The 24,642-nt window shown below is 56.4% G+C and carries 22 protein-coding genes; 12 read left to right on the forward strand and 10 right to left on the reverse strand.

All coding sequences use genetic code 11. The features are described 5' to 3' along the window. Positions 1–42 precede the first annotated feature (42 nt). Complete coding sequence (locus K6R05_RS01435; RefSeq protein WP_222924883.1) at positions 43–858, reverse strand: TIM barrel protein; 816 nt, start codon at positions 856–858, stop codon at positions 43–45. Positions 859–1,278: 420 nt separating this feature from the next. On the opposite strand from K6R05_RS01435, the gene K6R05_RS01440 reads away from it, so the two are divergent. Together K6R05_RS01440 and iolB are read left to right on the forward strand one after the other, a co-directional pair. Next, on the forward strand, positions 1,279–2,784 hold the full coding sequence (locus tag K6R05_RS01440; protein WP_222924884.1) for a CoA-acylating methylmalonate-semialdehyde dehydrogenase: 1,506 nt from the start codon (positions 1,279–1,281) through the stop codon (positions 2,782–2,784). A gap of 112 nt (positions 2,785–2,896) precedes the next feature. After that, complete coding sequence (gene iolB, locus K6R05_RS01445) at positions 2,897–3,715, forward strand: 5-deoxy-glucuronate isomerase (RefSeq protein ID WP_161735564.1); 819 nt, start codon at positions 2,897–2,899, stop codon at positions 3,713–3,715. A gap of 98 nt (positions 3,716–3,813) precedes the next feature. Here the strand turns inward: iolB and K6R05_RS01450 are convergent, their stop codons facing one another. Further along, the gene (locus tag K6R05_RS01450; RefSeq protein WP_010253340.1) at positions 3,814–4,656 is read right to left on the reverse strand and encodes a MurR/RpiR family transcriptional regulator; all 843 of its coding nucleotides are present in this window, start codon (positions 4,654–4,656) and stop codon (positions 3,814–3,816) included. Positions 4,657–5,227: 571 nt separating this feature from the next. After that, the gene (locus K6R05_RS01455; protein WP_222924885.1) at positions 5,228–7,141 is read right to left on the reverse strand and encodes a bifunctional 5-dehydro-2-deoxygluconokinase/5-dehydro-2-deoxyphosphogluconate aldolase; all 1,914 of its coding nucleotides are present in this window, start codon (positions 7,139–7,141) and stop codon (positions 5,228–5,230) included. Between the two features lie 544 nt (positions 7,142–7,685). Here K6R05_RS01455 and iolD point away from each other — a divergent pair. From iolD to iolE, 3 genes are all read left to right on the forward strand, one after another. Next, positions 7,686–9,626, forward strand: a complete 1,941-nt coding sequence (iolD, locus tag K6R05_RS01460; protein ID WP_161735560.1) for a 3D-(3,5/4)-trihydroxycyclohexane-1,2-dione acylhydrolase (decyclizing) — start codon at positions 7,686–7,688, stop codon at positions 9,624–9,626. Positions 9,627–9,688: 62 nt separating this feature from the next. Beyond that, positions 9,689–10,699, forward strand: coding sequence for a bifunctional inositol 2-dehydrogenase/D-chiro-inositol 1-dehydrogenase (iolG, locus tag K6R05_RS01465; RefSeq protein ID WP_222924886.1), 1,011 nt, complete (start codon positions 9,689–9,691; stop codon positions 10,697–10,699). Between the two features lie 47 nt (positions 10,700–10,746). Continuing rightward, complete coding sequence (gene iolE / locus K6R05_RS01470) at positions 10,747–11,643, forward strand: myo-inosose-2 dehydratase (protein WP_161735556.1); 897 nt, start codon at positions 10,747–10,749, stop codon at positions 11,641–11,643. Between the two features lie 49 nt (positions 11,644–11,692). Here iolE and K6R05_RS01475 read toward each other — a convergent pair whose 3' ends face one another. Together K6R05_RS01475 and K6R05_RS01480 are read right to left on the reverse strand one after the other, a co-directional pair. After that, complete coding sequence (locus K6R05_RS01475; RefSeq protein ID WP_010253333.1) at positions 11,693–12,247, reverse strand: DcrB family lipoprotein; 555 nt, start codon at positions 12,245–12,247, stop codon at positions 11,693–11,695. Positions 12,248–12,363: 116 nt separating this feature from the next. Then, the gene (locus K6R05_RS01480) at positions 12,364–13,029 is read right to left on the reverse strand and encodes a 7-cyano-7-deazaguanine/7-aminomethyl-7-deazaguanine transporter (RefSeq protein ID WP_003852182.1); all 666 of its coding nucleotides are present in this window, start codon (positions 13,027–13,029) and stop codon (positions 12,364–12,366) included. Positions 13,030–13,233: 204 nt separating this feature from the next. Here K6R05_RS01480 and tusA point away from each other — a divergent pair, with 204 nt between their 5' ends. Next, a complete protein-coding gene (gene tusA / locus K6R05_RS01485; RefSeq protein WP_161735554.1) occupies positions 13,234–13,485 on the forward strand; it encodes a sulfurtransferase TusA in 252 nt (83 codons plus the stop codon). Positions 13,486–13,537: 52 nt separating this feature from the next. Here the strand turns inward: tusA and K6R05_RS01490 are convergent, their stop codons facing one another. Together K6R05_RS01490 and K6R05_RS01495 are read right to left on the reverse strand one after the other, a co-directional pair. Next, positions 13,538–15,829: a zinc/cadmium/mercury/lead-transporting ATPase gene (locus tag K6R05_RS01490; RefSeq protein WP_161735552.1), complete on the reverse strand. Its 2,292-nt coding sequence runs from the start codon at positions 15,827–15,829 to the stop codon at positions 13,538–13,540. 85 nt (positions 15,830–15,914) lie between these two features. Beyond that, complete coding sequence (locus tag K6R05_RS01495) at positions 15,915–16,544, reverse strand: lysoplasmalogenase (RefSeq protein ID WP_161735550.1); 630 nt, start codon at positions 16,542–16,544, stop codon at positions 15,915–15,917. Between the two features lie 144 nt (positions 16,545–16,688). Here K6R05_RS01495 and K6R05_RS01500 point away from each other — a divergent pair, with 144 nt between their 5' ends. Beyond that, positions 16,689–17,045 (forward strand): DUF2500 domain-containing protein, encoded by a 357-nt coding sequence (locus K6R05_RS01500; RefSeq protein WP_222924887.1) that lies wholly within the window; start codon positions 16,689–16,691, stop codon positions 17,043–17,045. Between the two features lie 26 nt (positions 17,046–17,071). On the opposite strand, the gene K6R05_RS01505 is transcribed toward K6R05_RS01500, so the two are convergent. Both K6R05_RS01505 and rsmD read right to left on the reverse strand, forming a co-directional pair. Beyond that, positions 17,072–17,344: a DUF1145 family protein gene (locus tag K6R05_RS01505; protein WP_003852192.1), complete on the reverse strand. Its 273-nt coding sequence runs from the start codon at positions 17,342–17,344 to the stop codon at positions 17,072–17,074. Next, positions 17,334–17,933 (reverse strand): 16S rRNA (guanine(966)-N(2))-methyltransferase, encoded by a 600-nt coding sequence (gene rsmD, locus K6R05_RS01510; RefSeq protein WP_222924888.1) that lies wholly within the window; start codon positions 17,931–17,933, stop codon positions 17,334–17,336. The genes K6R05_RS01505 and rsmD overlap by 11 nt, the downstream gene beginning before the upstream one ends. A gap of 231 nt (positions 17,934–18,164) precedes the next feature. Here rsmD and ftsY point away from each other — a divergent pair, with 231 nt between their 5' ends. The 4 genes from ftsY (at position 18,165) to rpoH (ending at position 22,610) form a co-directional block, all read left to right on the forward strand. Beyond that, positions 18,165–19,859, forward strand: a complete 1,695-nt coding sequence (ftsY, locus tag K6R05_RS01515) for a signal recognition particle-docking protein FtsY (protein ID WP_222925445.1) — start codon at positions 18,165–18,167, stop codon at positions 19,857–19,859. Positions 19,860–19,864: 5 nt separating this feature from the next. After that, complete coding sequence (ftsE, locus tag K6R05_RS01520) at positions 19,865–20,533, forward strand: cell division ATP-binding protein FtsE (protein ID WP_013359348.1); 669 nt, start codon at positions 19,865–19,867, stop codon at positions 20,531–20,533. Further along, positions 20,523–21,512, forward strand: a complete 990-nt coding sequence (gene ftsX / locus K6R05_RS01525; RefSeq protein WP_013359347.1) for a permease-like cell division protein FtsX — start codon at positions 20,523–20,525, stop codon at positions 21,510–21,512. Before ftsE ends, ftsX begins: the two co-directional genes overlap by 11 nt. A 240-nt stretch (positions 21,513–21,752) precedes the next feature. Further along, positions 21,753–22,610: an RNA polymerase sigma factor RpoH gene (gene rpoH, locus K6R05_RS01530; RefSeq protein WP_003852201.1), complete on the forward strand. Its 858-nt coding sequence runs from the start codon at positions 21,753–21,755 to the stop codon at positions 22,608–22,610. A 60-nt stretch (positions 22,611–22,670) separates the two neighbouring features. Here rpoH and panM read toward each other — a convergent pair whose 3' ends face one another. Next, the gene (gene panM / locus K6R05_RS01535) at positions 22,671–23,066 is read right to left on the reverse strand and encodes an aspartate 1-decarboxylase autocleavage activator PanM (protein WP_013359346.1); all 396 of its coding nucleotides are present in this window, start codon (positions 23,064–23,066) and stop codon (positions 22,671–22,673) included. Between the two features lie 395 nt (positions 23,067–23,461). Here panM and K6R05_RS01540 point away from each other — a divergent pair, with 395 nt between their 5' ends. Beyond that, positions 23,462–24,574 (forward strand): branched-chain amino acid ABC transporter substrate-binding protein, encoded by a 1,113-nt coding sequence (locus K6R05_RS01540; protein WP_013359345.1) that lies wholly within the window; start codon positions 23,462–23,464, stop codon positions 24,572–24,574. Positions 24,575–24,642 lie beyond the last annotated feature (68 nt).

The raw sequence follows: 24,642 nt of genomic DNA on the forward strand, positions 1-24,642 counted from the left end.
TTCAGACACAGATAAACGTATAAATTATGGCTGAAACAGGCTTCAGGCCTGCAGCAGTTCAATACTGTGGCGGATCTGGCATTCAATCTCCGCCGGGGTCCAGCTGTTGAGCTGACCGGAGAACGGCTCAAAGGCGTAGACGCCTTTGTAGCCGAGCATTTCCAGCCGTTTAACCTGCACCACGCTCTTCAGCACATCGTTGTCACTCAGCATGATCCGTTCGTCGTCGGTCAGTTCGGCAGTCGGACGCCGATCTTCCACGCCCGAAAGATGCACCAGCCCAATCTGGTCAATATCGATACCTGTCGGAAATTCCTGTTCAGCCTGCTCATAGAGATGATGATGAAAGGTATCCAGCAGCAGCTTAAAGGGCACGCCTGCCTCTGCGATCAATTCCTGCGCCTGCACGATCGAACGCAGTGAGCTGACCGGAAACCCCAGCGGCTCGACCAGACCCTGAATACCGTAATGGGCAAAGCGCGGCGCCAGCTTCTGCATCGCCGCCTGCGTCTGCTGAGGCGACACGGTAATTCCCTCATTCAGTGGACACATCACCAGTGCCTTTGCGCCAATCTGTTGTGCTGTCTGTAACAGCGACTCGGCCCGCGTCAGCAGCGCGTCATCAATCCGGTTAAACGGATAGAGCGCATTAATCGTGACGATATCGATGTGATACTTATCGGCAAGGGCACGCAGCTGAACGGTACTGAGATCATCGGTGACGCTGCCGCCCGGCATGTCATTACGCAGTTCGACCTTGCTCAGCCCCAGACGCTGAACCAGCTGAAAGAAGGCCTCCAGCGAGAGCCGGGGCGCAATTTTGCGGTTGATACAGAAACGGGTGGGATCGATAGCCATGCGCTGACTCCGGGACAGGAGAATGATGGGCTAAAGAAAACATTTATTTCATTGATAGTGAATTATGAAATGCAAATTATTAGATCGGTCTCGCATTAATTTCATATTCCGTTTCAGTCTGATGCATAAACGCTGGAGCAACGTCGCAGGAATACCAGCTCTCACCACCTCTGCTATTCGCCTGTCAGGCTAAGGCTGAGCGCTATTAAACGCCTCCTGCCATCGGGACATCGTCAGGCGCTGAAGGGCGGCAAAAATGCGATCCGTGCCGCTAAAAGCAAATTTTCCAAAAAGAATTATTTGAAAAATTTATTCCACTGTAATAGCTTCATAGCACGCTTTCAGGTTTGCCTGGTCAGGCAGTGTGGCAGGCCACAGGGCCCGTCTGCAGGGAACTTAACCATCTTAAGAGGCAACATCATGACAATCATAGGTAACTTTATTGGCGGCCAAACGACCTTCAGCGCCAGCAACGAAACCATTCCTGTTTACGATCCGGCAACCGGCAAAGTGGTTCGTGAACTGACGCAAAGTACCGCTGATGAAGTGGCTCAGGCGATTGGTGTCGCACATGACGCATTTGCTGCCTGGTCAAAAACCTCGCCGCTGCGTCGCGCCCGCGTTCTGTTTAACTTTAAAGCCCTGATGGAGCAGCATCGTGATGAGCTGGCGGCGCTGATTGTCTCTGAGCATGGCAAAGTCTGGTCTGATGCGTTAGGTGAACTGACGCGCGGCATTGAAGTGATTGAGTTTGCCTGCGGGATTCCACATCTGCTTAAAGGTGAATATTCCCCGAACGTCGGCGGCGGCGTTGACAGCTTCTCGCTGATGCAGCCGGTGGGTGTCGTGGCGGGTATTACGCCGTTTAACTTCCCCGCAATGGTGCCGCTGTGGATGTTCCCGATCGCCCTGGCCTGCGGTAATACCTTTGTTCTGAAGCCACCAGCGCTGGATCCGTCTGCGGCCGTGCGTATGGCTGAACTGCTGACCGAAGCGGGTCTGCCGGATGGCGTATTCAACGTGGTGCACAGCTCTAACGAAGATGCTGAACAGCTCTATAAAGATCCGCGCATTGCTGCGGTGAGCTTCGTCGGGTCATCGGGCGTGGCTGAACATATCTATAAAACCGCCAGCGCCCACGGCAAGCGGGTGCAGGCGTTTGGCGCGGCGAAAAACCACGCTATCGTTATGCCGGACGCCGATCTGGATGCCACCGTTAACGCGATTATGGGCGGCGCATTTGGCTCGGCCGGTGAACGCTGCATGGCGCTGCCAGTGGTGGTCGCGGTGGGCGATGATACTGCCGACAAACTGATTGCCCGTCTGACGCCGCTGGTGAAAGCGCTGCGGATCGGCCCTGGGATCAATCAGGGTGCCGAAGAAAATGAGATGGGGCCAGTTGTCTCAGCTGCACACCAGAAGAAGGTGCTGGGTTACATCGATAAAGGCGAGCAGGAAGGCGCGAAGCTGGTGGTCGATGGCCGTAACGTGCAGGTTGCAGGCCACGCCGAAGGTTACTACGTTGGTGGCACGCTGTTTGATAACGTCACCTCTGAGATGGTGATCTGGCGTGAAGAGATTTTTGGGCCGGTGCTGAGCATCATGCGCGCACCGGACTACGACAGCGCGCTGCAACTGGTCAACAGCCATGAGTTTGGTAACGGCAGCGCCATTTTCACCAGCAACGGTCACACCGCGCGTGAGTTTGTGCAGAACGTTGAAGCGGGCATGGTCGGTGTTAACGTGCCGGTTCCGGTACCGATGGCGTTTCACAGCTTCGGTGGCTGGAAACGTTCGGTGTTTGGCGCGCTCAATGTTCACGGGCCGGATGGCGTGCGCTTCTATACCCGTATGAAAACCGCCACCGTGCGCTGGCCGTCCGGTCAGCAGAGCGTGTCTGAATTCAGTATGCCAACCTTAGGCTGATCTATTTCAACGCTGATCGCGACCGGCAGGAGAGTCTGCCGGTCGCTTTGTTCGCTGGCACCTCGCCCGTGAGCCTACCGCAGCGTCAATCGTGACAGAGAGGAGGATCAGGATGTCTTTACTGTCGAAAGCACAGGCCCCTGACGCACAGGGTCGTATCCAGCATGTGACGCCTGAGCGCGCTGGCTGGCGTTATGTTGGCTTTGATGCTTATCTGCTGAAAAAAGGGGAAACCCTGCGTCTGACCAGCGGTGATAAAGAGCTGTGTCTGGTGCTGGTGGCCGGGCTGGCCTCGGTGAAAACCCGCCATGCTGAATTTCCCGGCATCGGTAAGCGCATGTCGCCTTTCGAACGTGTGCCGCCATATTCTGTGTATGTGCCGCATGATGATGAAGTGGAAGTCTATGCTGACAGCGATCTTGAGCTGGCTGTCTGTAACGCACCCGGTCAGGGCAATCTGCCTGCAAGACTGATTGCGCCAGCCGATGTCGGTGTTGAGCATCGCGGAAAAGGGCGCAATCAGCGCCTGGTTCACAATATCCTGCCTGACAATGAACCGGCTGATAGCCTGCTGGTGGTGGAAGTCTATACCAACGAGGGCGATACCAGCTCTTATCCCAGCCACAAGCACGACCAGGAGGAGAGTGAAAACGAAACCTACCTGGAAGAGACCTACTATCACCGTTTCGATCCGGAACCTGGCTTTGCCATGCAGCGCGTTTACACCGACGACCGTTCCCTGGATGTCTGTATGGCACCCTATAATCGCGACGTTGTGATGGTACCGCGCGGCTATCATCCGGTAGCGACGCTGGCGGGATACAACAACTACTATCTGAACGTGATGGCGGGGCCGGTGCGGCTGTGGAAATTTACCTGGGAGAAAGATCACGCCTGGGTGAACAGCGACAGCTATCCACGGAAAGCGTAAGTCTTCGCTGAAAAATAAACAGCAATCACCGTTTATAACCCGCGTTCATATCAGTAAAAAGGGCAGCCTGTCGCGCTGCCCTTTTTTGTGTGTGAAACTCAGCTGGTCTTTGCGTTGTTCAGCGCCAGCGAAACCGCCAGCGTCTGTGCCAGGCAGAGTGAGGCGACCTGCGAACGGAAGCCATCGACCTGTGCTTCTCGCACCACAAAACAGACATCGCTAAAGGCAGCCAGTGGGCTGACCTGACTGTCGGTAATGGCAATCTGATGCGCGCCACGCTTGGCTCCCATTTCGACTACCTCGACCGCTTCACGCGCATAGGGCGAGTAGCTGATCGCAATCACCACATCTTTCGGGTTAACCAGGCTGAGCTGCTCGGTGAACATCCCGCCCAGACCATCAATCAGAAAAGCACGACGCTCCAGATGACGCAGCGCGTAGACCAGATAGGAGGCGACGCTGAACGAGCGACGCAGGCCAATTACATAGATGTTCTCAGCCTCATTCAGCAGCTTCACTGCTTTGTTCAGCTGCTCAGGGTTTACCTGCATCGCCAGCTGCTGCAGCGCCTGGCTGTTCACCATGGTAAAGACGTTAAGGATCTCCGCCGGACTTTCAGGCGCACTGGCGCTGTCGTCCGTTGAGGTCTGACGAAACAGACGCGCGCGCTCGGTATAATTGACCGTCTCTTCCATCAGGTGCTGACGAAAAACCTGTTTCATTTCGTTGAAGCCGCTGAAGCCAAATGCATTCGCAAAACGGATCAGCGTCGACGGCGGCACATCGGCCTGCTGAGCAATTGAGGCGACGGTATCAAAAGCAATACTGTTACTGTTATCAAGGATGTAGCGCGCAACCTGTTTAAGACGCTTGCTCAGCGTTTCGTAGCGGCGACGAATATCGTCCTGCAAGAGAGAAAGTTGGGTGGGATTATTGTTCATCACTTCTGCCCGTATCATTAGAATAATGGCTGCATAATGAGCGCTATAGTATCAGATGGATGGAAAATTTCATTTCTTTGCGTCAACGATGCGGTTTATTTCATGGCTTTATGAAATGGTTCACAGATTAGCCTCAGCGCCCGAGGCGCGCCTCTGCACAGGTCATAACAGGATGAAAACCGGCGTGGAAAGTCAGTGAGGGGAAGAGGGTGCGAGTAAAAACGCCATCCCGGCTGGGATGGCGTGAGATTGTTGAAAAGTGTGCCCCTTCCCGCTGTAAGACTGTGCAGGCTCAGGTAACACGGTCAGATCGGAAAGTCGCTAAAGCCATCCCTGGCCGCTCGGCCCGCGCAATTACGCACCTCATCCCTGAGGTGCGCCCGTAGCCGGGCCAACGCGTTGCGTTGTTCAAAAACGCCTGGCGTTTTTATCCGGGCGGCGGGACGCTTTCCTCCTCTGACCGTGTTACCTGCGCATTGAGCTTATTCGTTGCGGCAACATTCACCCTGCTTTGAATGAGTCAGCAGTCTGAGGCTATCCCGGTTGAGACAGCCTCTGGCAGAGCAGGAAATCAGGCGCGGGCAGCGCGCCAGTACTCAATCAGTCGCAGATAGTTGCCTTTAACCGTCTCAATCAGCGCCTGATCGTCCAGCTCCCCCTGTAACCACTGGCGGGAAGGCTGACCAAAGATAGTGCGGCCTACCGCAAAACCTTTCACCCAGGGCGCTTTGGCCGCCGCGGCGAAGCCCGCTTTAAGCTTCTCTTCGGGCGCATCCAGACCGAGTAACAGAATGCCGCGACAGTGAGGATCCTGCTGCTCAATCAGACCGCTGATCGCCTGCCAGCTCTCTGCGGATAGCGGGGGCAGTTTCCACCAGTCCGGCTGGATGCCCAGACTGTAAAAATGGCTCAGTATATCGAGGTAATAGGCTTCATTCTTATCCGGGTTACTCTCGGGAAGAATCACTTCCAGCAGCAGCTCATGGCCACTTTTATTGCAGCCTTTCCAGACGTCGAGCACCAGATCGTCCTGCTCTTTGCGCAGTTCAGCACTGTCATGTGGATGATAGAAGACCAGACATTTCACGACATGTTCGGCGGGCCAGTCGATTAGCTGCGAGCCGATGTTGCCATGCTCCAGACGCAGTGGACGTGAGCTGGGCAGCTCGATTGGGCGGCCAATCCACCACTTTTTACCCGTGATGGCATTCAGCGCTTTCTGACCATACGTGGTATCCGCCAGAATGCCACTTTTGTTCTCTAGTCCCGCCTCACTGGCCGCCTGCTGAGCGGCTTCCAGCAGCAGCAGTTTAAGCTGTGGAATGCGGCTCTCATCAACGCCCGCTTCCTGCGCCATATCCGCCAGCTGTTTGCGATGGTCAAAGGCGAAAACGTTCAGCTCCGGCCACTGCTGCTTACGGGTGGTCACACGGTGCAGATGGTTCAGACGACTGTCGAGATCGGGACGTTTCACCTCTGTGTCGCGGCTCAGGAAATCATCCAGCTCCGCTTTGGTTGGCATGGCAGGGGCACAGCCGTGGCGCGACACGACCAGCGCGCCACAGGCATTGGCATAACGGCACGCCTGCTCCCAGCCTTCATCATTCAGCCAGCCGCGCAGCAGGCCAGACATAAAGGCATCGCCCGCGCCCAGCACGTTGAGCACGTCGACGCGCACGCCGGTGTGCAGCTGAGTCTGTTCCCAGCTATCCGGAATTTCACCTTCAAACACCACACAACCCAGCGGACCGCGTTTGCAGACCAGCGTCGCCTGGCTCGCCTGACGCACGTTTTTCAGCGCAGTCAGAGTATCGGTGCTGCCACCGGCAATATGAAACTCCTCTTCGGTGCCGACGATCAAATCGAAATAGTGCACCACTTCCTGCAACTGCTGCGTGACCTGAGAGGACTCAATGAAACGTGTTTCACCGTCGCCCAGAGAGGTCAGTCCCCATAACACCGGGCGGTAATCGATATCCAGCGCCGTGCGCAGGCCATTGCGGCGGGCGATATCCAGTGCTTTCAGCACCGCTTCACGCGTCTGCGGATGGGATAAGTGCGTGCCGGTGACCGCCACCGCGCGGGACGAGGTAATAAAGGCTTCGTCGATATCGTCCGGCACCAGACCCATATCAGCGCAGTTATCACGGTAGAAAATCAGCGGAAAAGTCTCTTCATCTTTAATCCCCAGGATCACCATGCCAGTCAGGCGTTTTGCATCGGTGATCAGGGCATCGGTGTTACAGCCCACGCGCTGCAATTCCTCACGCAGAAAGCGACCATTATGCTCATCTCCCACCCGCGCCAGCATCGCTGATTTCAGCCCCTGAATCGCGGTGCCATAAGCGACGTTGCCCGACGATCCCCCCAGATATTTAGCAAAGGAGGTGACATCTTCCAGCCGCGCTCCGATTTGCTGGCCATAAAAATCAACGGCGATGCGCCCGATACAAATCACATCAAGCGGCTTCTGTTGTGTACTCATACCTGTGGTTTCCTTCTGTGATTCGCAGAGCTGGTGGGCGAACAAACCGATCCAGGCAGGCTCTGCTTCCGGGTCTGTGGGTATCTGGCTGACTATGAGGGGAGTATGAGGAATAAAAATTCCATATTCAATATGAAATGAAATATCCATCGCAATTTTGTGAACCAGGTAAAACTCCTGATTGCCGCCCACCTGCACGATCTCTGCTGCTACGATGTGCGGTATGTCAGGGTTGTGAAGGCGATCGCAGGAATCAGCACGCCAGTCAGGCAAGCTGCTGCATTGAAATGAATTTTTTCATCATGAACCACTCTCTGCTAAACGTTCCAGATTTCCCCGTCGTGATCGCTCGCCAGTCCTGCTGCCATCGTTAAATTTGATCTCACTCGCAAAATGAAATGTTTCTTCTGTAATCGTGTTTTATGAAAAATATATTTGTTTATAATCGCCTCACGTTTCAGTTATTCCGGCCGCTTTTCCGCCAATGACAACGCCTGGCGCGCTGTCGCGGAAGTCGGGGTCCACCAGCATGTAAGGAAGAAACATGGGCACAATCAGACTGACCACGGCACAGGCGCTGGTTAAATTTCTTGATAATCAATTCATCGATGTTGATGGCGTTGAGACGAAGTTCGTCAAAGGCATCTTCGCCATCTTCGGCCATGGCAACGTGCTGGGGCTGGGCCAGGCGCTGGAACAGGACAGCGGCGATCTGGTGGTCTGGCAGGGGCGTAATGAGCAGGGCATGGCCCATGCTGCCACTGGCTTTGCCCGTCAGTCGCTGCGCCGTCAGATTATCGCCTGCAGTTCGTCTGTAGGACCGGGTGCGGCTAACATGATTACTGCCGCCGCCACTGCGACCGCTAACCGCATTCCTCTGTTGCTACTGCCCGGCGACGTCTTCGCCACGCGCCAGCCCGATCCGGTGCTGCAGCAGATTGAGCAGAGCTACGATCTCAGCATCAGCACTAACGACGCCTTCCGCGCCGTCAGCAAATACTGGGATCGTGTCAGCCGCCCTGAGCAGCTGATGTCCGCCTGTATCAATGCCATGCGCGTGCTGACCGATCCGGCCGAAACCGGCGCGGTCACGCTGTCGCTGCCGCAGGATGTGCAGGGCGAAGCCTGGGATTACCCGGACTACTTCTTCCAGAAACGCGTGCACCGTCTGGATCGCCGCCTGCCAGTCGCGGCGCAGCTGGCGGATGCCCTGACGCTGATTAACCGTAAGCGCAAGCCGATAATTATCTGCGGCGGCGGGGTAAAATATTCCGAAGCGGGCGAGGCACTGCGCCAGTTTGCCGAACGCTATCAGATTCCCTTTGCCGAGACGCAGGCGGGCAAGGGCACGCTGGTCTCTGACCATCCGCTGAATGTCGGCGGCGTAGGCGAAACCGGCTGTCTGGCCGCTAACCTGCTGGCGAAAGAGGCCGATTTAGTCATCGGCATCGGCACCCGCTACACCGACTTCACCACCGCATCCAAATGGATTTTCCAGCATCCCGATGTCAGCTTCCTGAACATCAACGTCAGCAACTTCGACAGCTACAAGCTCGATGGTGTGCAGCTGCTGGCCGATGCCCGTGAAGGGCTGACCGCGCTCACTGCTGCGCTGGCCTCACAGCACTACAGCAATGACTGGGGCAATCAGATTGAGCAGGCGCAGAGTCAGCTGCTGAAAGAGACGCAGCGCGTCTATCAGGTGGAATATCACGATGGCGACTTTGTGCCGGAGATTGCTGACCATCTCGATCGCGAAGCGGTGTTCGCAGAATTTAACCGCCTGACTCAGTCACTGCTGACGCAAAGCAGCGTGCTCGGCACCTTAAATGAGCAACTGCCGAAAGATGCGGTCGTGGTAGCCGCCGCAGGCAGCCTGCCGGGCGACCTGCAGCGCGTCTGGCGCACCAAAGATTACAACGCCTACCACGTCGAATATGGCTACTCCTGCATGGGCTATGAAGTGAATGCCGCGCTGGGTGCAAAACTGGCGCAGCCGCAACGCGAGGTCTATGCGCTGGTCGGCGACGGCTCCTTTATGATGCTGCACTCTGAGCTGGTCACCTCGATTCAGGAAAGGGCGAAGATCAACGTCGTGCTGCTGGATAACATGACTAACGGCTGTATCAACAACCTGCAGATGGAACACGGTATGGACAGCTTCACCACCGAGTTCCGTTTCCGTAACGCGGAAAGCGGCAGGCTGGACGGTGGCTTTATCCCGGTCGATTTCGCGGCCATTGCTGCCGGTTATGGCTGCAAAACTTATCGCGTCACCAGCCTGGAGCAGCTTAAAGCGGCGCTGGAAGATGCCCGCACCCAGACGGTTTCTACCCTTATCGACATCAAAGTGCTGCCAAAAACCATGATCCACAAATATTTCAGCTGGTGGCACGTCGGCGTAGCACAGGCGTCGAAAACCGAACGCGCTCAGGCGGTGGCGGACAAGCTCAACAGCCATCTGGATCAGGCGCGCAAATACTGATTTCCGGGCCGTGCTGCGGCCCGTTTTCCTCTTCTCCGTACGAACCCTACACAGGTGTAATTATGACTTTGAAACTTGGCGTCATCGGTACAGGTACAATTGGTCAGGAACATATTCGCCGCTGCAGCCATGTGCTGCAGGGGGCTCAGGTGGTTGCCGTCTCTGACATCAATGTTGACGGCGCGCGGGCTGCACTGCAACGCCTGAACATAGAGGCGGAGGTGTTTGAAAATGGTCATGATGTGATTCAGTCACCCAACGTCGATGCGGTGCTGGTCACCTCATGGGATCCGACCCACGAAGAGTTCACCTTAGCGGCAATTGCCGCCGGTAAACCGGTCTTCTGTGAGAAGCCGCTGGCGATGAGCGCCGAGGGCTGCCGCCGGGTAGTGGATGCAGAGATTCAGGCGGGTAAACGCCTGGTGCAGGTTGGCTTTATGCGCCCTTACGATGCGGGCTATCGCGCCCTGAAAAAAGTGATCACCGATGGCGATATCGGTGAACCGCTGATGCTGCACTGCGCGCACCGCAACCCGACCGTGCCAGAAAACTACACCACGCCGATGGCGATTACGAATACCCTGATCCACGAGCTGGATGTGCTGCGCTGGCTGACCAGTGATGACTATAAAACGGTGCAGGTGATCTTCCCGCGCGTGACGTCAAAGTCCCATGGTCAGCTGAAAGACCCGCAGATCGTCCTGTTCGAAACTCACAAAGGGGTCCGCATTGACGTCGAGATCTTCGTTAACTGCGCTTACGGCTATGACATTCAGTGTGAAGTGGTCGGTGAAGAGGGCATTGCCCGCCTGCCAGAGCCTTCTTCGGTGCAGCTGCGCAAAGATGCCCGCCTGTCGAACACCATTCTGGTGGACTGGAAAGATCGCTTTATCGAGGCGTATGACGTTGAGCTGCAGGCGTTTATCAACGATATCAACGCGGGCCAGCTTACCGGTCCTTCTGCCTGGGATGGCTTTGCTGCCTCGGTGGCCGCCGATGCCTGCATCAAAGCGCAGAACAGTGGTGCGATCGAGACGGTAGAGATGCCACCGCGTCCCGCTTTCTATAACTGATTCAGCTGTCTATGCGGCCTGGCCGCTCTCCGCCTGGGAATGAGAAGATGAACAAAGAGAATGTAAAACTGGCGATCGCGCCGATCGGCTGGACCAACGATGACATGCCGGATCTCGGCAGTGAAAACACCTTTCAGCAGACCGTCAGTGAGATGGCGCTGGCGGGCTTTACCGGTAGCGAAGTGGGCAGCAAATACCCGCGGGATCCGGCGATTCTGAAACCGATGCTCGATATTCGCGGCATCGAAATCTGCAATGCCTGGTTCAGCACCTTTTTTGCCAACGGCGATAAAGAGAAAACCATCGAACAGTTCATCGAGCACATGAACTTCCTGCATGCGATGGGCGCGCGGGTGATTGGCTGTTCTGAGCAGAGTAAAAGTATTCAGGGCACCGGGCTTGCGGTGTTTGAAGAGAAAGCGATTTTCAGCGATGAAGAGTGGCGGTTAACGGCAGAGGGCTACAACGAACTGGCCCGCATCGCAGCGGACAAGGGGATGCGCGTGACGCTGCATCACCACATGGGCACCGGCATTCAGACCACTGAAGAGATTGACCGGTTTATGACGATGACTGACGAGCAGGTTGGTTTACTCTATGACACCGGCCACGTCTACTACTCCGAAGGCTCCCAGCAGAAGATGCTGGCGGTACTGGAAAAATATCTGCCGCGCATCTTCCATGTTCATCTTAAGGATGTGCGTGATGAAGTGGTGGCTGAGGTGCGCGAGAACCATCTCTCATTCCTGGAGGGCGTCAAAAAGGGCACCTTTACCGTACCTGGCGATGGCGTGATCGACTTCAAACCCGTGTTTAAAATCCTGGACGATTACGGCTACAAAGGCTGGATGGTGGTGGAAGCGGAGCAGGATCCGGCGCTGGCCAATCCGTTTGAGTATGCGGTGAAAGCGCGGAAATATATCCGGGAAAATACAGGCTTATAAAGTTCTGTGAACAAAGGCGGGCTTCCCGGTGGGAAGCCCGCCTTTTGTTTTACTTCAGCGTAATGCTTTTCACAATGTTGTCAGCATCGCTCTGTGCCTGCTGCTGATTATCGCCTGGCAGCGTAATCTGCAGTGTCACCAGCTTGCCATCCACTTTTGCCAGAACCACGGAAGACCATGAGGTCTGGTTGTTAGCAGAAATCACCGTATCCAGCTGCTGGGCGGGCTGATCTTTCAGCGTCACAGATTTGTTCGACACCACCTGCAACTGCGGATCGCGGTTACGCTGCTGCTGTTCCATGCGCTGCGACAGCACATCCAGACCATCATTGGTCGGGTCACCGGCAATCACAATAATGGCGCGGGCACCGGTTTCATCCGCATAAACGTGCATGTTCGTAGTCTGCGAACCCAGTTTACCGCTTTTATCGGACATGCCTGGTGGCAGCGAGAAGCTCAGTTTGCCATCCATCAGCGTGACGGTCTGCGCCGACTGACTGGCGCTGACGCCGTTGTCGTTCGCCGCTTCATCTTTCTTCTGGTCACAGGCCGCCAGGCCAAGTACCAGTAAACCCATTCCTACATATTTCACCAGGTTGCGCATCAGAATCCCTTTTTAAGTTTCCAGTCAGGCATTAATACAACAGGAATCAGGTTGCAAACGCAACCTGATGATTGTCAGAAGATCTTAGCGGATAGGAGTGGAAACCGTATGGGCACTTAGCCGAAATTGACCTGGCGGGCGGTCTGGCGTTCAGCCAGACGTTTCAGCGCGGCATTGAGCAGTACGCCGTAGGCGGGCAGGAAGAAGACCATGCAGATCAGCACCTTGAAGCTGTAATCTACCAGAGCAATCTCAACCCAGTGCTGCGCCATAAACGCATCGGGGCTTTTATAGAAGGCGATAAAGAAGAAGGCCAGCGTATCGCTGATATTCCCCAGGAACATGGCGCAGCCGGGTGCTATCCACCACTGAGGCAGACGACGCAGACGGTTAAAGACATGAACGTCGAGGATCTGACCCAGTGCATAAGCCATAAAGCTGGCGCAGGCGATACGGGCCACAAACAGGTTCATCACTTCCAGCGCCTGCCAGCCCTGCCATTCACCCTGATAGAACAGCGCCGAGACGCCATAAGAGATAAACAGCGCCGGGATCATTACGGCCAGAATAATGCGTCGGGCCAGCGGTGCGCCAAAAATACGCACGGTGAGATCGGTCGCCAGGAAGATAAACGGGAAGCTGAACGCGCCCCAGGTGGTGTGGAAGCCAAAGACGGAGATCGGCAACTGAACCAGGTAGTTACTGGAGGTGATCACCAGCAGGTGAAACAGCGATAGCCAGAAAAGCGCATGCATGCGCTGACGTGAAGAAAATGCGAGCATATTCAACCTTTTTAATGTTGGGGTGAGGGAACCCATTGCGGGACGCCGTTCGGGCAGCGCCTGGCAGTTTTATGAGCAAAAAGCGGCGGCATATTACCGCGTTGTGCTTTTTATGCAATGGTTAATTTTAACGCAATCGTTATCGCCTTGCTTCACCGCCAGCACGCGCTAGAATGAGCGCCCCTTACCTGAACCGAGTTGATTATGAGCGATGCCTTTTCCTCTGCCGACCATCAGCTGGACGCCCGTGGCCTGCGTTGCCCGGAGCCGGTGATGATGGTGCGCAAAACCGTACGCAGCCTGCAGGATGGCGAGACGTTACTGATCATCGCCGATGATCCGGCAACGACCCGCGATATTCCCGGCTTCTGCCGCTTTATGGAACATGGCCTGCTGGCGCAGCAGACCGACACGCTGCCCTATCAGTTTCTGATCCGCAAAGGTATAGCCGGTTAACAGCAGCCGTTCAGGCCGCCGTTAACCGCACTCTTCAGACAGCGCTTTTTACTCAGGCGCGACGTCGCAGTAACCGCAGCGCGTTGGCCGTGACCAGCGCGGTCGCCCCGGAATCTGCCAGCACGGCCAGCCAGAGTCCGGTCAGACCCAGCAGGGTAGTGACCAGGAAAATCGCCTTCAGCCCCAGCGCAATACCGACATTCTGGCGGATGATGCGCCGTGTCCGGCGTGCCAGTGCTATCATCGGCACCAGATTGCTGAGCTGATTACGCGTCAGGGCCGCATCGGCCGCTTCCAGCGCGACATCGGTGCCGCTGCCCATCGCAATGCCCAGCGTTGCCGCTTTCATTGCTGGCGCGTCGTTAATGCCATCCCCGACCATCGCCAGCGGCTGTTGCTGACTCAGTTCACGGATCGCCGCGACTTTATCGGCGGGCAGCAGGCTGGCGCGATAATCAATATCCAGCTGGCGGGCAATGGTCGCCGCAGCGCGCGGGTTATCACCGGTCAGCATCAGGCTCTCAATACCCAGCTTTTTCAGCGCTTTTAACGCATCGGCGGCGTCGTCGCGCAGCTGATCGCGCAGAGCCAGCGCACCCAGTGCTTCGCCATTGCGCATCAGCACCACCAGCGTTTCACCTTCGGCTTCCTGTTGCGCTATCTGCGCATTTTGCTGCGGCGTCAGACCGGGCGTATGGCTGGGCGTCAGCAGCTGAATCTGCTGGCCTGAGACCTGCGCACGGATGCCGCGTCCCGCCTGCACCTGCTGATCCTGCGCGTCAGGAATCACCAGGTTACGCGCCTGCGCGGCCGCCACGATAGCGCTGGCCAGTGGATGGGTGGCACCCTGTTCTGCAGCGGCGCTCAGCGCCAGCATCTCTGACTCGCTGGCCGTACCAAAGCGCAGGATCTGCGTCAGCTGTGGCTTGCCCAGCGTCAGTGTACCGGTTTTATCAAACGCCATTCTGCGCACCGAACTCAGCCGCTCCAGCGCCGCACCGCCTTTGATCAGTGCGCCCTGACGCGCCGCCGCAGCCAGCCCCGAGGTAATGGCTGCTGGCACTGAGATCACCAGTGCACAGGGGCAGCCAATCAGTAACAGGGTCAGCCCTTTATAGATCCACGGCTGCCAGTCGCCTGCGAAGAGCAGGGGCGGCACCATCATGACCAGCAGCGACAGCAGCATCACCAGCGGCGTATAGATGCGGCTGAACTGGTCGATAAAGCGTTCGACCGGCGCACGGTGCGTTTCCGCTTCCTCGATCAGTTGCAGGATACGGTCAATCGCGCTTTCACCCGGCTTCGATACCACTTCCAGCATCACCAGCCGATCCACGCTGGTGGCACCGGCAAGGATTTTTTCACCCTTGGTGTGCGTAACCGGCAGCGACTCACCGGTCAGCGCGCTCTCATCGAAACTGGCGAGCGGGCTGATTAAACAGCCATCGACCGGCAGGCGGCTGCCCGCCGCGACTTCAATCACATCACCCGGTTGCAGCGCCGCCAGCGGCACTTCACTGCGTTTGCCCTGTTCCAGACGAATCGCCGATTCAGGCCGCAACGCCATCAGACTGGTGACGCCGCTGCGTGCCCTGGAGGCGGCATAGCTTTCCAGCTTTTCGCCCAGCTGAAACAGCATCAGCACCATCGCGGCTTCGGCGTGCGCGCCAATGATCAGTGCGCCAGCCGACGCCAGGGTCATTAAGGTTTCAATGGTAAAAGGCGATCCGCTGCGCAGACGCTGCCAGGCACCGCGCGCCACCGGGATCAGGCCGACCAGGGTGGTCAGCACAAACAGCCGATCGCCCCAGACGGGTGCGAACTGGCTGAGAACGCTGCTGGCGATCACCAGCAGTGCCAGTAAAATCAGCATGCGGTTATGTTGCCAGTCGGGCTTAGCGGGGAATGTGGCCGACGTGGCTGATGGGGTTGCGAGCTGGAAGCCGGCTTTTTTCACCGCCTGTTCAACGGCGTTCAGTACATCGTGGTCAGCGTTAACCACCAGCTTCTCGCTGCTGAACAGCACACGGGCGTCGGTCACACCACTTATCTGACGGACAGCGGTTTCAATAGTGCGGGCACACGACGGGCAATCCATCCCGCTGACCTGCCAGCTAAAGGGATAACTGTCGGCACCTCGCCGGTCGCTTTCCTCAGCGGGGTCGGTGTCGTTGCCAGGGCTGCTGTTGCAGTCACAGCAACAGCCTGCCGTCTCCGCAGGTACAGGCGTCGCGGCATGAATAGAAAGGGAGAGGGGGCGAGTCTGGCGAACCTGGCACAGCGGTTTTGCTGCGGCGTGACTGGCACGGGGTTTGCCGCAGCCACAGGCGTGATGTTGATGCATATGACCTCCGGATAATGGGATGAGCAACGCTGCCCATCCCGCTATCCTACACTCTGGAGTGAACTCCAGAGTCAAGGCTATTTTCTCAGACGACCCACAACGAGCGCACGATCATAAAGTGACCGGCGAAGTAGCAGGCGGCAACAATCGCGCTGTCGGCGGTAAAGCGGTGACGATAGTGTGAGATAAACCAGACGGCGTTTGCCAGCAGCAGCAGACCGGCACCCACCATGATCGAGAAGCTGTAATCGGTCGGGCGGAAGAAGTACTGCTCGGTCGCTATCCAGGTCATTACCAGCGTCATGCCGATAAAGGTGCAGACAGGCCAGCGCAGATCTTCCAGTCGGCTCCAGATGACGCCAATCAGAGCGGCACCGATGATGAGCAGCGTTAGCGGGATCGGCCAGAAGAAGGTCATGGTCATGCTGGCGGCGAAGCAGAGGGTATAAAGCAGGTGCGACAGGAAGAAAGCCCCGACGGCATAGAGCATCTGCTGACGCGGCAGCAGCGTTAACGCATCACCGACCAGCGTCGCGACCAGACCGGCCAGAATCAGGTAGTCCGTAGTCTGCAGCACAGGTGCCTGCCAGGCCAGCCCGACAAGCAGCAGCAGCGTGACCGGTTTAAATAACCAGCGTTGCCATTGCGGGCCGCGATAGGTGGCGTCGACATAGAGCCAGCCGGAGAAAAGTACAGCGAGGAAAGACCAGAGCATTGTTTCTCCCTTTTTTATTCAAAATGGTGAAAGATCCCAAAATATCCTTTCCAGTTTAGGTTAAGCCTCTGAGATGTGACAATCAGGCAACTCTGGTTGTATGCTTTGCCGCCTGATTAATCATTCTGCAGGCACCAGATCGCTATGAGCAAACCGCCGCTAATCTTTATTATCGTTCTGGCGATTATCGCCGTGCTGGCGACCCGTCAGTTCATTAAGCAACGCCGGGAAGTGGCGGTGAATGACGCTTCACCCGAGCGTTCTCTGCAGGTTGAGGTCAAAACCAAACGTGAATTTCCTGCACCCAATCGCCGTTCACGGCAGCGGGAAGTTATCGCCGGGGAAGAGATGCGCTACGAGGTGCTGCTTCACCCGCTGAACGGTGCCAGCGACATCAAAGTGCAGCTTAAAGAGGCGGAATATCATCAGCTGGACAAGGGTGCCAAAGGCGAGCTGAAGATGCAGGGCACGCGCTTTATCAGCTTCACACCCCGGCAGTAACAGGCGGGCATTGCGCCCGCCCGGGTTTATTTCTTACGTGGGAAGTTTTTCTTCTGCCAGGCGACCAGTTCGAATACCCCGAACAGAAACACTTTGGCCTGGGTGACGCGGTCAATCGGCGGCGCATCTTTGGTCTGCGTGGTGCGCAGTAACACCAGCTGCAGACCATGCATCAGGATCATGAAAATCAGCGCAACGTTGATAAAATAAGTCAGTGGCTTCGGGTAGGGATGGACCAGATTAGCCAGTAAAAATCCCCACACGCATAGCATCAACAGACGCCCCAAATTAAGTAACATCCTGCGTCTCCTGTTGACGTTGATACAAACGATAAGCCACTTGTCCGGCTATTTTCTCGCGATAAAGATCCCACTCTGGCGGCACCGGCGGTGCGCCATTTTCCACTTCACTTTCGACGTAAATCAGCGCCTGGTCGGCCAGCCAGTGATTCTGCTCCAGCAACTGTAACGTCTGTTCCAGCAATCCCTGACGAAACGGCGGATCAATAAACACCACATCAAAGGGTGTACCCGCCTGTGCCAGCCAGTTTAGCGCATTGGTCTGAACCACGGTGCCATTCGTGGCGCGCAGCGTCTGCAGATTTTTTGATAACTGCTGTGCTACCGGACGTTCCAGCTCCAGCAGCGTCGCCGATCCCGCGTAACGCGACAGCGCTTCCAGTCCTAATGCGCCGCTACCGGCAAAGCAGTCGAGGCAGCGCGCTTCTGGCAGCACCGGGGCCAGCCAGTTAAACAGCGTCTCGCGAACCCGATCGGTCGTGGGGCGCAGTCCGGCGCTGTCCGGCACCGGCAGTTTGCGTCCGCGCCACTGGCCGCCAATGATGCGAATCTGCCCGGCACCGCCTGTACTGCGGGGGTTTTTATTCATCTTGCTCACAACTCGTCATAATTTGTTGCGTAGTTTAACGGGCGAATCGGTGAGAAGAAACGTTAAAAAAGGGTGCTGTGGTGAGCTGGCTGGAAAGTGTTAGACTACTGAGTTGCTGAAGTCATGCATTATTCTGCGGTTTACGCCGGTCTGGCGCTGACCAATTTCATTGATTTACCCCTGGAAACCACGCGCGACCGGGACAAAGCCATCGAGGAGTGTCGTCACACAATGGCAAAAGAGAAAAAACGTGGCTTTTTTTCCTGGCTGGGATTTGGCAAAGAGGAAGAGAAACAACCTGTAGCGGAGGAGCAGACACCAGAGGTCGCTGAACCCGCACAGCAGCAGACAGAACAGGAAGCCCCGGCATTAAGCCAGGCTGAAGCACAAGCGGAAGAGACTGTCGTCATCACCGAAACGGTGGCCGGGCAGCAGCGTGAGGCGGAAGTCACTGCGGCAGCGCCGCATGAATCAGCACCTGCGGTGCTGGATGAGGCTGAGCCGATTGAGGCCGACCCTGAAGCGCTGCTGGAGGTTGCCGCACCTGAACATGATGCGACGCCGGTCATAGCCGACGACGACGTGGTCACGCCGATCGCTGACGCGGAACCCGCAGACGCGCCGTTAAGCGAAGAAGAGCTGACGGCACTGGCGCTCGGCGACGCAGAAATCGTTGACATCCCGCACAGCGAAACCGACGCGCCGTTAAGCGAAGAAGAGCTGACGGCGCTGGCGCTGGGCGATGCAGAGATCGTCGAAACCCCGCACAGTGAAGCACAGTTAAACGACGAAGTGCCCAGGCCACAGGTGCTGGATGACGCCGCGAGCGCTGAAACGCAGGATAGCGAAGCAGACGCGCCGCTGACTGAGGAAGAGCTGACTGCACTGGCACTGGATGACGCCGATGTCACGGACCAGGAACCGACTGAGTCGCTATCCGATACCGTCAGCGATCTGCCGCTGGCCGCCGCGCCGCTCATCGTGCAGGAGCAGGAGCGTCCCAGCAAAGAGGGCTTCTTCTCCCGCCTGAAGCGCAGCCTGGTCAAAACCCGTCAGAACCTCGGTTCCGGTTTTATCAGCCTGTTCCGTGGCAAAAAGATTGATGATGACCTGTTTGACGAGCTGGAAGAGCAGTTGCTGATTGCGGATGTGGGCGTGGATACCACGCGTCGCATCATCACCAACCTGACCCAGCAGGCAAACCGCAAGCAGTTGCGTGACGCGGAAGCGCTCTACAGCCTGCTGAAAGCAGAGATGGCCTCGATTCTGGCGAAAGTGGATGCACCACTGGACGTCTCCGGCAAAACGCCGTTTGTGATCCTGATGGTTGGCGTTAATGGTGTGGGTAAAACCACCACCATCGGTAAGCTGGCGCGTCAGTATCAGGCCGAAGGCAAAACGGTGATGTTAGCGGCCGGTGATACCTTCCGTGCGGCGGCGGTTGAGCAGCTGCAGGTGTGGGGCCAGCGCAATAACATTCCGGTCATTGCGCAGCACACCGGCGCAGATTCCGCTTCGGTGATTTTCGATGCCATTCAGGCCGCGAAATCACGCGGCGTTGACGTGCTGATTGCCGATACGGCGGGTCGTCTGCAGAACAAATCGCACCTGATGGAAGAGCTGAAAAAAATCACCCGCGTGATGAAAAAGCTGGATGATTCCGCACCTCACGAAGTGATGCTGACGCTGGATGCCAGCACCGGACAGAATGCGGTCAGCCAGGCCCGACTGTTTAATGAAGCCGTCGGCCTGACCGGGATTGCGCTTACCAAGCTGGATGGCACCGCCAAAGGCGGCGTGATCTTCTCGGTGGCCGATCAGTTCGGTATTCCGATTCGCTACATCGGCGTCGGTGAAGGCATTGAAGATTTACGGCCGTTTAAGGCGGAAGATTTTATTGAGGCACTGTTTGCCCGAGAGGACTAATTAGGATGATTCGCTTTGAAGAGGTCAGTAAGGCATATCTCGGCGGACGTCAGGCGCTGCAGGGGGTAGATTTCCATCTGCGTCCCGGCGAAATGGCGTTTCTGACCGGCCACTCCGGTGCCGGTAAAAGTACCTTGCTGAAGCTGATTTGTGGCATTGAGCGCCCGAGTGCCGGAAAAATCTGGTTCAGCGGCCATGACATTTCCCGCCTGCGTAACAGTGAGGTGCCTTTCCTGCGTCGTCAGATTGGCATGATCTTCCAGGATCACCACCTGCTGATGGATCGGTCGGTTTATGACAATGTGGCGATCCCGCTGATTATTTCCGGTGCCAGCGGCGAGGATATCCGTCGTCGCGTCTCGGCGGCGCTGGATAAAGTAGGCCTGCTCGACAAAGCGAAAAGTTATCCGATTCAGCTTTCGGGCGGTGAGCAGCAGCGTGTGGGCATCGCCCGTGCGGTGGTGAACAAGCCGGCCGTACTGCTGGCCGATGAACCGACCGGTAACCTCGACGACGCGCTGTCAGAAGACATTCTGCGCCTGTTCGAAGAGTTTAACCGCGTCGGCGTCACCGTCCTGATGGCGACGCATGACAGCGGCCTGATCGCCCGACGCAACTACCGGATGATGACGCTGAATCAGGGACGTCTGCACGGAGGCCACGATGGTCAATAAACGCATTAAACGTCCGGCTGCGCCGAAAGCTAAGCAGCCGTCGAAGTCGAAGAGTAAAGCGCTGAAGGGCGGCTGGCAGGAGCAGTGGCGCTATGCGCTGCGCGGTACGCTTTCGGATATGTGGCGTCAGCCGCTGGCTACACTGCTGACGGTGATGGTCATCGCCATTTCTCTGACGCTGCCCAGCGTCTGCTACATGGTGTGGAAAAACGTCAGTCAGGCGGCCACGCAGTGGTATCCGGCGCCGCAGTTGACCGTTTATCTCTCCAAAACGCTGGATGATACGGCGGCAGAAAACGTAGTGGCGCAGCTCAAGCAGGTCGAAGGCGTAGATAACGTCAACTACCTGACGCGGGAAGAGGCGCTGAATGAGTTCCGTAACTGGTCGGGCTTTGGTGGCGCAATGGATATGCTGGAGCAGAATCCGCTGCCTGCGGTAGCCATCATCACGCCTAAGCTCAACTTCCAGAACTCAGACACCATGCAGAGCCTGCGCGATCGGGTGAGCAAAGTGCAGGGCGTGGATGAAGTGCGAATGGATGACAGCTGGTTTGCGCGGCTGGCGGCACTGACCGGGTTGGTGGGGCAGATTGCCTCCATGATTGGCGTGCTGATGATTGTGGCGGTGTTCCTGGTGATCGGTAACAGTGTCCGCCTCAGCATCTTTGCGCGACGCGACACCATTAACGTGCAGAAGCTGATTGGTGCCACCGATGGCTTTATCCTGCGTCCATTCCTCTATGGCGGCGCGCTGCTGGGCTTCAGCGGTGCGGTGCTGTCGCTGCTGCTGTCAGAAGTGCTGGTGCTGCGTCTGCAGTCGGTCGTCGCCAGTGTGGCAACCGTATTTGGTACCACCTTCTCGCTGGAAGGCTTCTCCTGGGATGAAGCGCTGCTGCTGCTACTGATTGCGGCCATCATCGGCTGGGTGGCAGCCTGGCTGGCAACGGTACAACATTTACGTCGATTTACGCCGCAGTAAACGCCTGCAACATTTTTTTGTTATAATGGTCCTCTGCTAACGATAGTGGGTGCAGAGGATTTTTCCCCTCTTCCCTTCCTGTCATCTGTGTGTAAAATATTCACTGCTATAATTGAACTTGTGGATAACTTTATCACTCTAAGTAGCACAGATTGCTTTCGGATCTCGCGCGACGTTGACGTAATGTATCGTCTGCGCAGGGAAATGTGCGGCAATTCCACTGAATTTGTGAGGGTTTGAATGACCAAAGAAATGCAAACTTTAGCTATTGCTCCTCTTGGCAACCTGGAGTCTTACGTCCGGGCTGCGAATACCTGGCCGATGCTCTCGGCTGAAGAGGAAAAAGCGTTGGCTGAACGGCTGCATTACCAGGGCGATCTGGAAGCAGCAAAGACGCTGATCCTGTCTCACCTACGCTTTGTAGTTCATATCGCTCGTAATTACTCCGGCTATGGTCTGCCACAGGCTGACCTGGTCCAGGAAGGCAACATCGGCCTGATGAAAGCGGTGCGTCGCTTCAATCCTGAAGTGGGCGTGCGTCTGGTTTCGTTCGCCGTGCACTGGATTAAAGCGGAGATTCACGAATACGTGCTGCGTAACTGGCGTATTGTGAAAGTCGCGACCACCAAAGCACAGCGTAAGCTGTTCTTTAACCTGCGTAAAACCAAGCAGCGTCTGGGCTGGTTCAATCAGGACGAAGTCGAGATGGTTGCGCGCGAGCTGGGCGTAAGCAGCAAAGACGTGCGCGAAATGGAATCGCGTATGGCCGCGCAGGATATGACCTTTGATATGTCTGCCGACGACGAGAGCAGCGAAGGCCGTTCGATGGCACCGGTGCTGTATCTGCAGGATAAAACCTCTGACTTTGCCGACGGCATCGAAGAGGATAACTGGGATGCGCATGCGGCTGACAAGCTGAGCTATGCGATGGAAGGTCTGGATGAGCGCAGTCAGCACATCATTCGCGCCCGCTGGCTGGACGAAGACAATAAAACCACGCTGCAGGAACTGGCCGATCAATACGGCGTATCCGCCGAACGTGTCCGGCAGCTGGAAAAGAACGCCATGAAGAAACTGCGTATGGCGATTGAAGCGTAACGCACTTCAACACCTTAAGGGGCGACAGATGATGTCGCCCTTTTTGTTTTCTGCGTCCGGCTAGTCTGCCGCCCGTATCCAGCCATCACTCTGCGCCCTGAAGCCACACGCCTGCATAAACGCCGCGCGTACCTGCTGATCGTCACTGCCATCATCGGCAATCCACCAGTCCGCGATTGAACCATTCTGCCTGATTGTCTCCTCCAGCAAATACTGTCCTACCCCGCGTCGCCGGGTGACATCGCGCACCGCCAGCCGGTGAACCTTGCCATGGATGCCGGAGATTTCCAGCTGCAAACCTGCCAGCAGACGGTCATTAAAACGCGCCGCGTAAAGACGATGAGACTCACTTAAACCCTGTTCCAGTTTTTCCATCTCCAGATCCGGCCAGACTTTGCCAAGATCGATGCGGTCCTGCGGCGTCAGCGCGGTCAGGCGCTGGATAGTGAGCTTCATAACAAAAACCTCTAAAAAAGGGGAAAGTGTAGCGAAAGTATACAACCAGAGGGCCACCACATTTTCATCAATAAAACAGGTCAAAAGATGGCCTGGATGCCAGGATAACAGGAGTAAACCTGGATAGCGGGCGAAGAATCCAGCATAACACGCTGGCAAAGTGGTCATAAACCGGCCATTGCATCCAGTGTATTATGCTGTTTAACCCGGTCAATTCTGAATGTGTCAGTTGATTTACAGAAGAAACTTCCTGTTTAATAACCTGAAAAATAAAGCCTTATTACTAATAAATGTCAGAAAAGTACGCTAACTCATTCATCATTAATCAGTTTTCGACTTTATCTGGCAACGCAAGCACTCACAACATACACGACAAAATAAATGGGGTAGTCAGGATGAAAATGAAAGGGCGCGCATTACTGGCGGGATGTGTAGCACTGGCGATGAGCCATGCGGCGCTGGCTGAAGATATCAAAGTGGCAATTGTCGGCGCAATGTCAGGTCCGGTAGCGCAGTACGGCGACATGCAGTTCGCCGGTGCAACGCAGGCGATTGAAGATATTAACGCCAAAGGCGGCGTTAACGGCAACAAACTGGTGGCGGTGAAATATGATGACGCCTGTGACCCGAAACAGGCGGTTGCGGTCGCGAACAAGGTGATTAACGATGGCATCCGCTACGTCATCGGCCACCTCTGCTCTTCCTCCACCCAGCCGGCGTCTGACATCTATGAAGATGAAGGCGTGCTGATGATCACCCCGGCCGCGACCGCACCTGACCTGACTTCCCGTGGCTATAAACTGATTATGCGCACCACCGGCCTCGACTCCGATCAGGGGCCGACCGCCGCGAAATATGTGATGACCGAGCTGAAACCGCAGCGTATCGCAGTGGTTCACGACAAACAGCAGTATGGCGAAGGCCTGGCGCGCTCCGTGCAGGAGAGCCTGAAAAAGCAGGGCGCTAATATCGTGATGTTTGAAGGAATCACCGCGGGCGATAAAGATTTCTCTACGCTGGTAGCCCGCTTCAAGAAAGAGAACGTCGATTTCGTCTATTTCGGCGGTTACTACCCGGAAATGGGCCAAATCGTGCGTCAGGCACGTGCTGCTGGCCTGAAAACCCAGTTTATGGGACCAGAGGGTGTGGGTAATGCCTCGCTGTCGAACATCGCCGGTGCGGCTTCTGAAGGCATGCTGGTGACCCTGCCGAAACGTTACGACCAGGTCGAAACTAACAAACCGATCGTTGACGCGCTGAAAGCGAAGAAACTGGATCCGACCGGCCCGTTCGTCTGGACCACCTATGCCGCTCTGCAGTCGCTGGCAACCGGTATGGAGCGCAGCAAGAGTGCTGAGCCGGATGCTATCGTAAAAAACCTCAAGGAAGGTGCCGCGGTGCCAACCGTGATGGGCAACCTGAACTGGGATGAGAAGGGCGATCTCAAGGGCTTTGAATTCGGCGTCTTCAAATGGCATGCCGATGGCACCTCGACGGCTGTGAAGTAAACCAGGCTGTTTTGTGGTGAGCGGGAGGCCGGGTAACCGGTTTCCCCTGACCAGCGACACGAACGCCT

Origin of the sequence: Pantoea alfalfae, from assembly GCF_019880205.1 — a bacterium.
Taxonomy (GTDB): Bacteria; Pseudomonadota; Gammaproteobacteria; order Enterobacterales; family Enterobacteriaceae; genus Pantoea; species Pantoea alfalfae.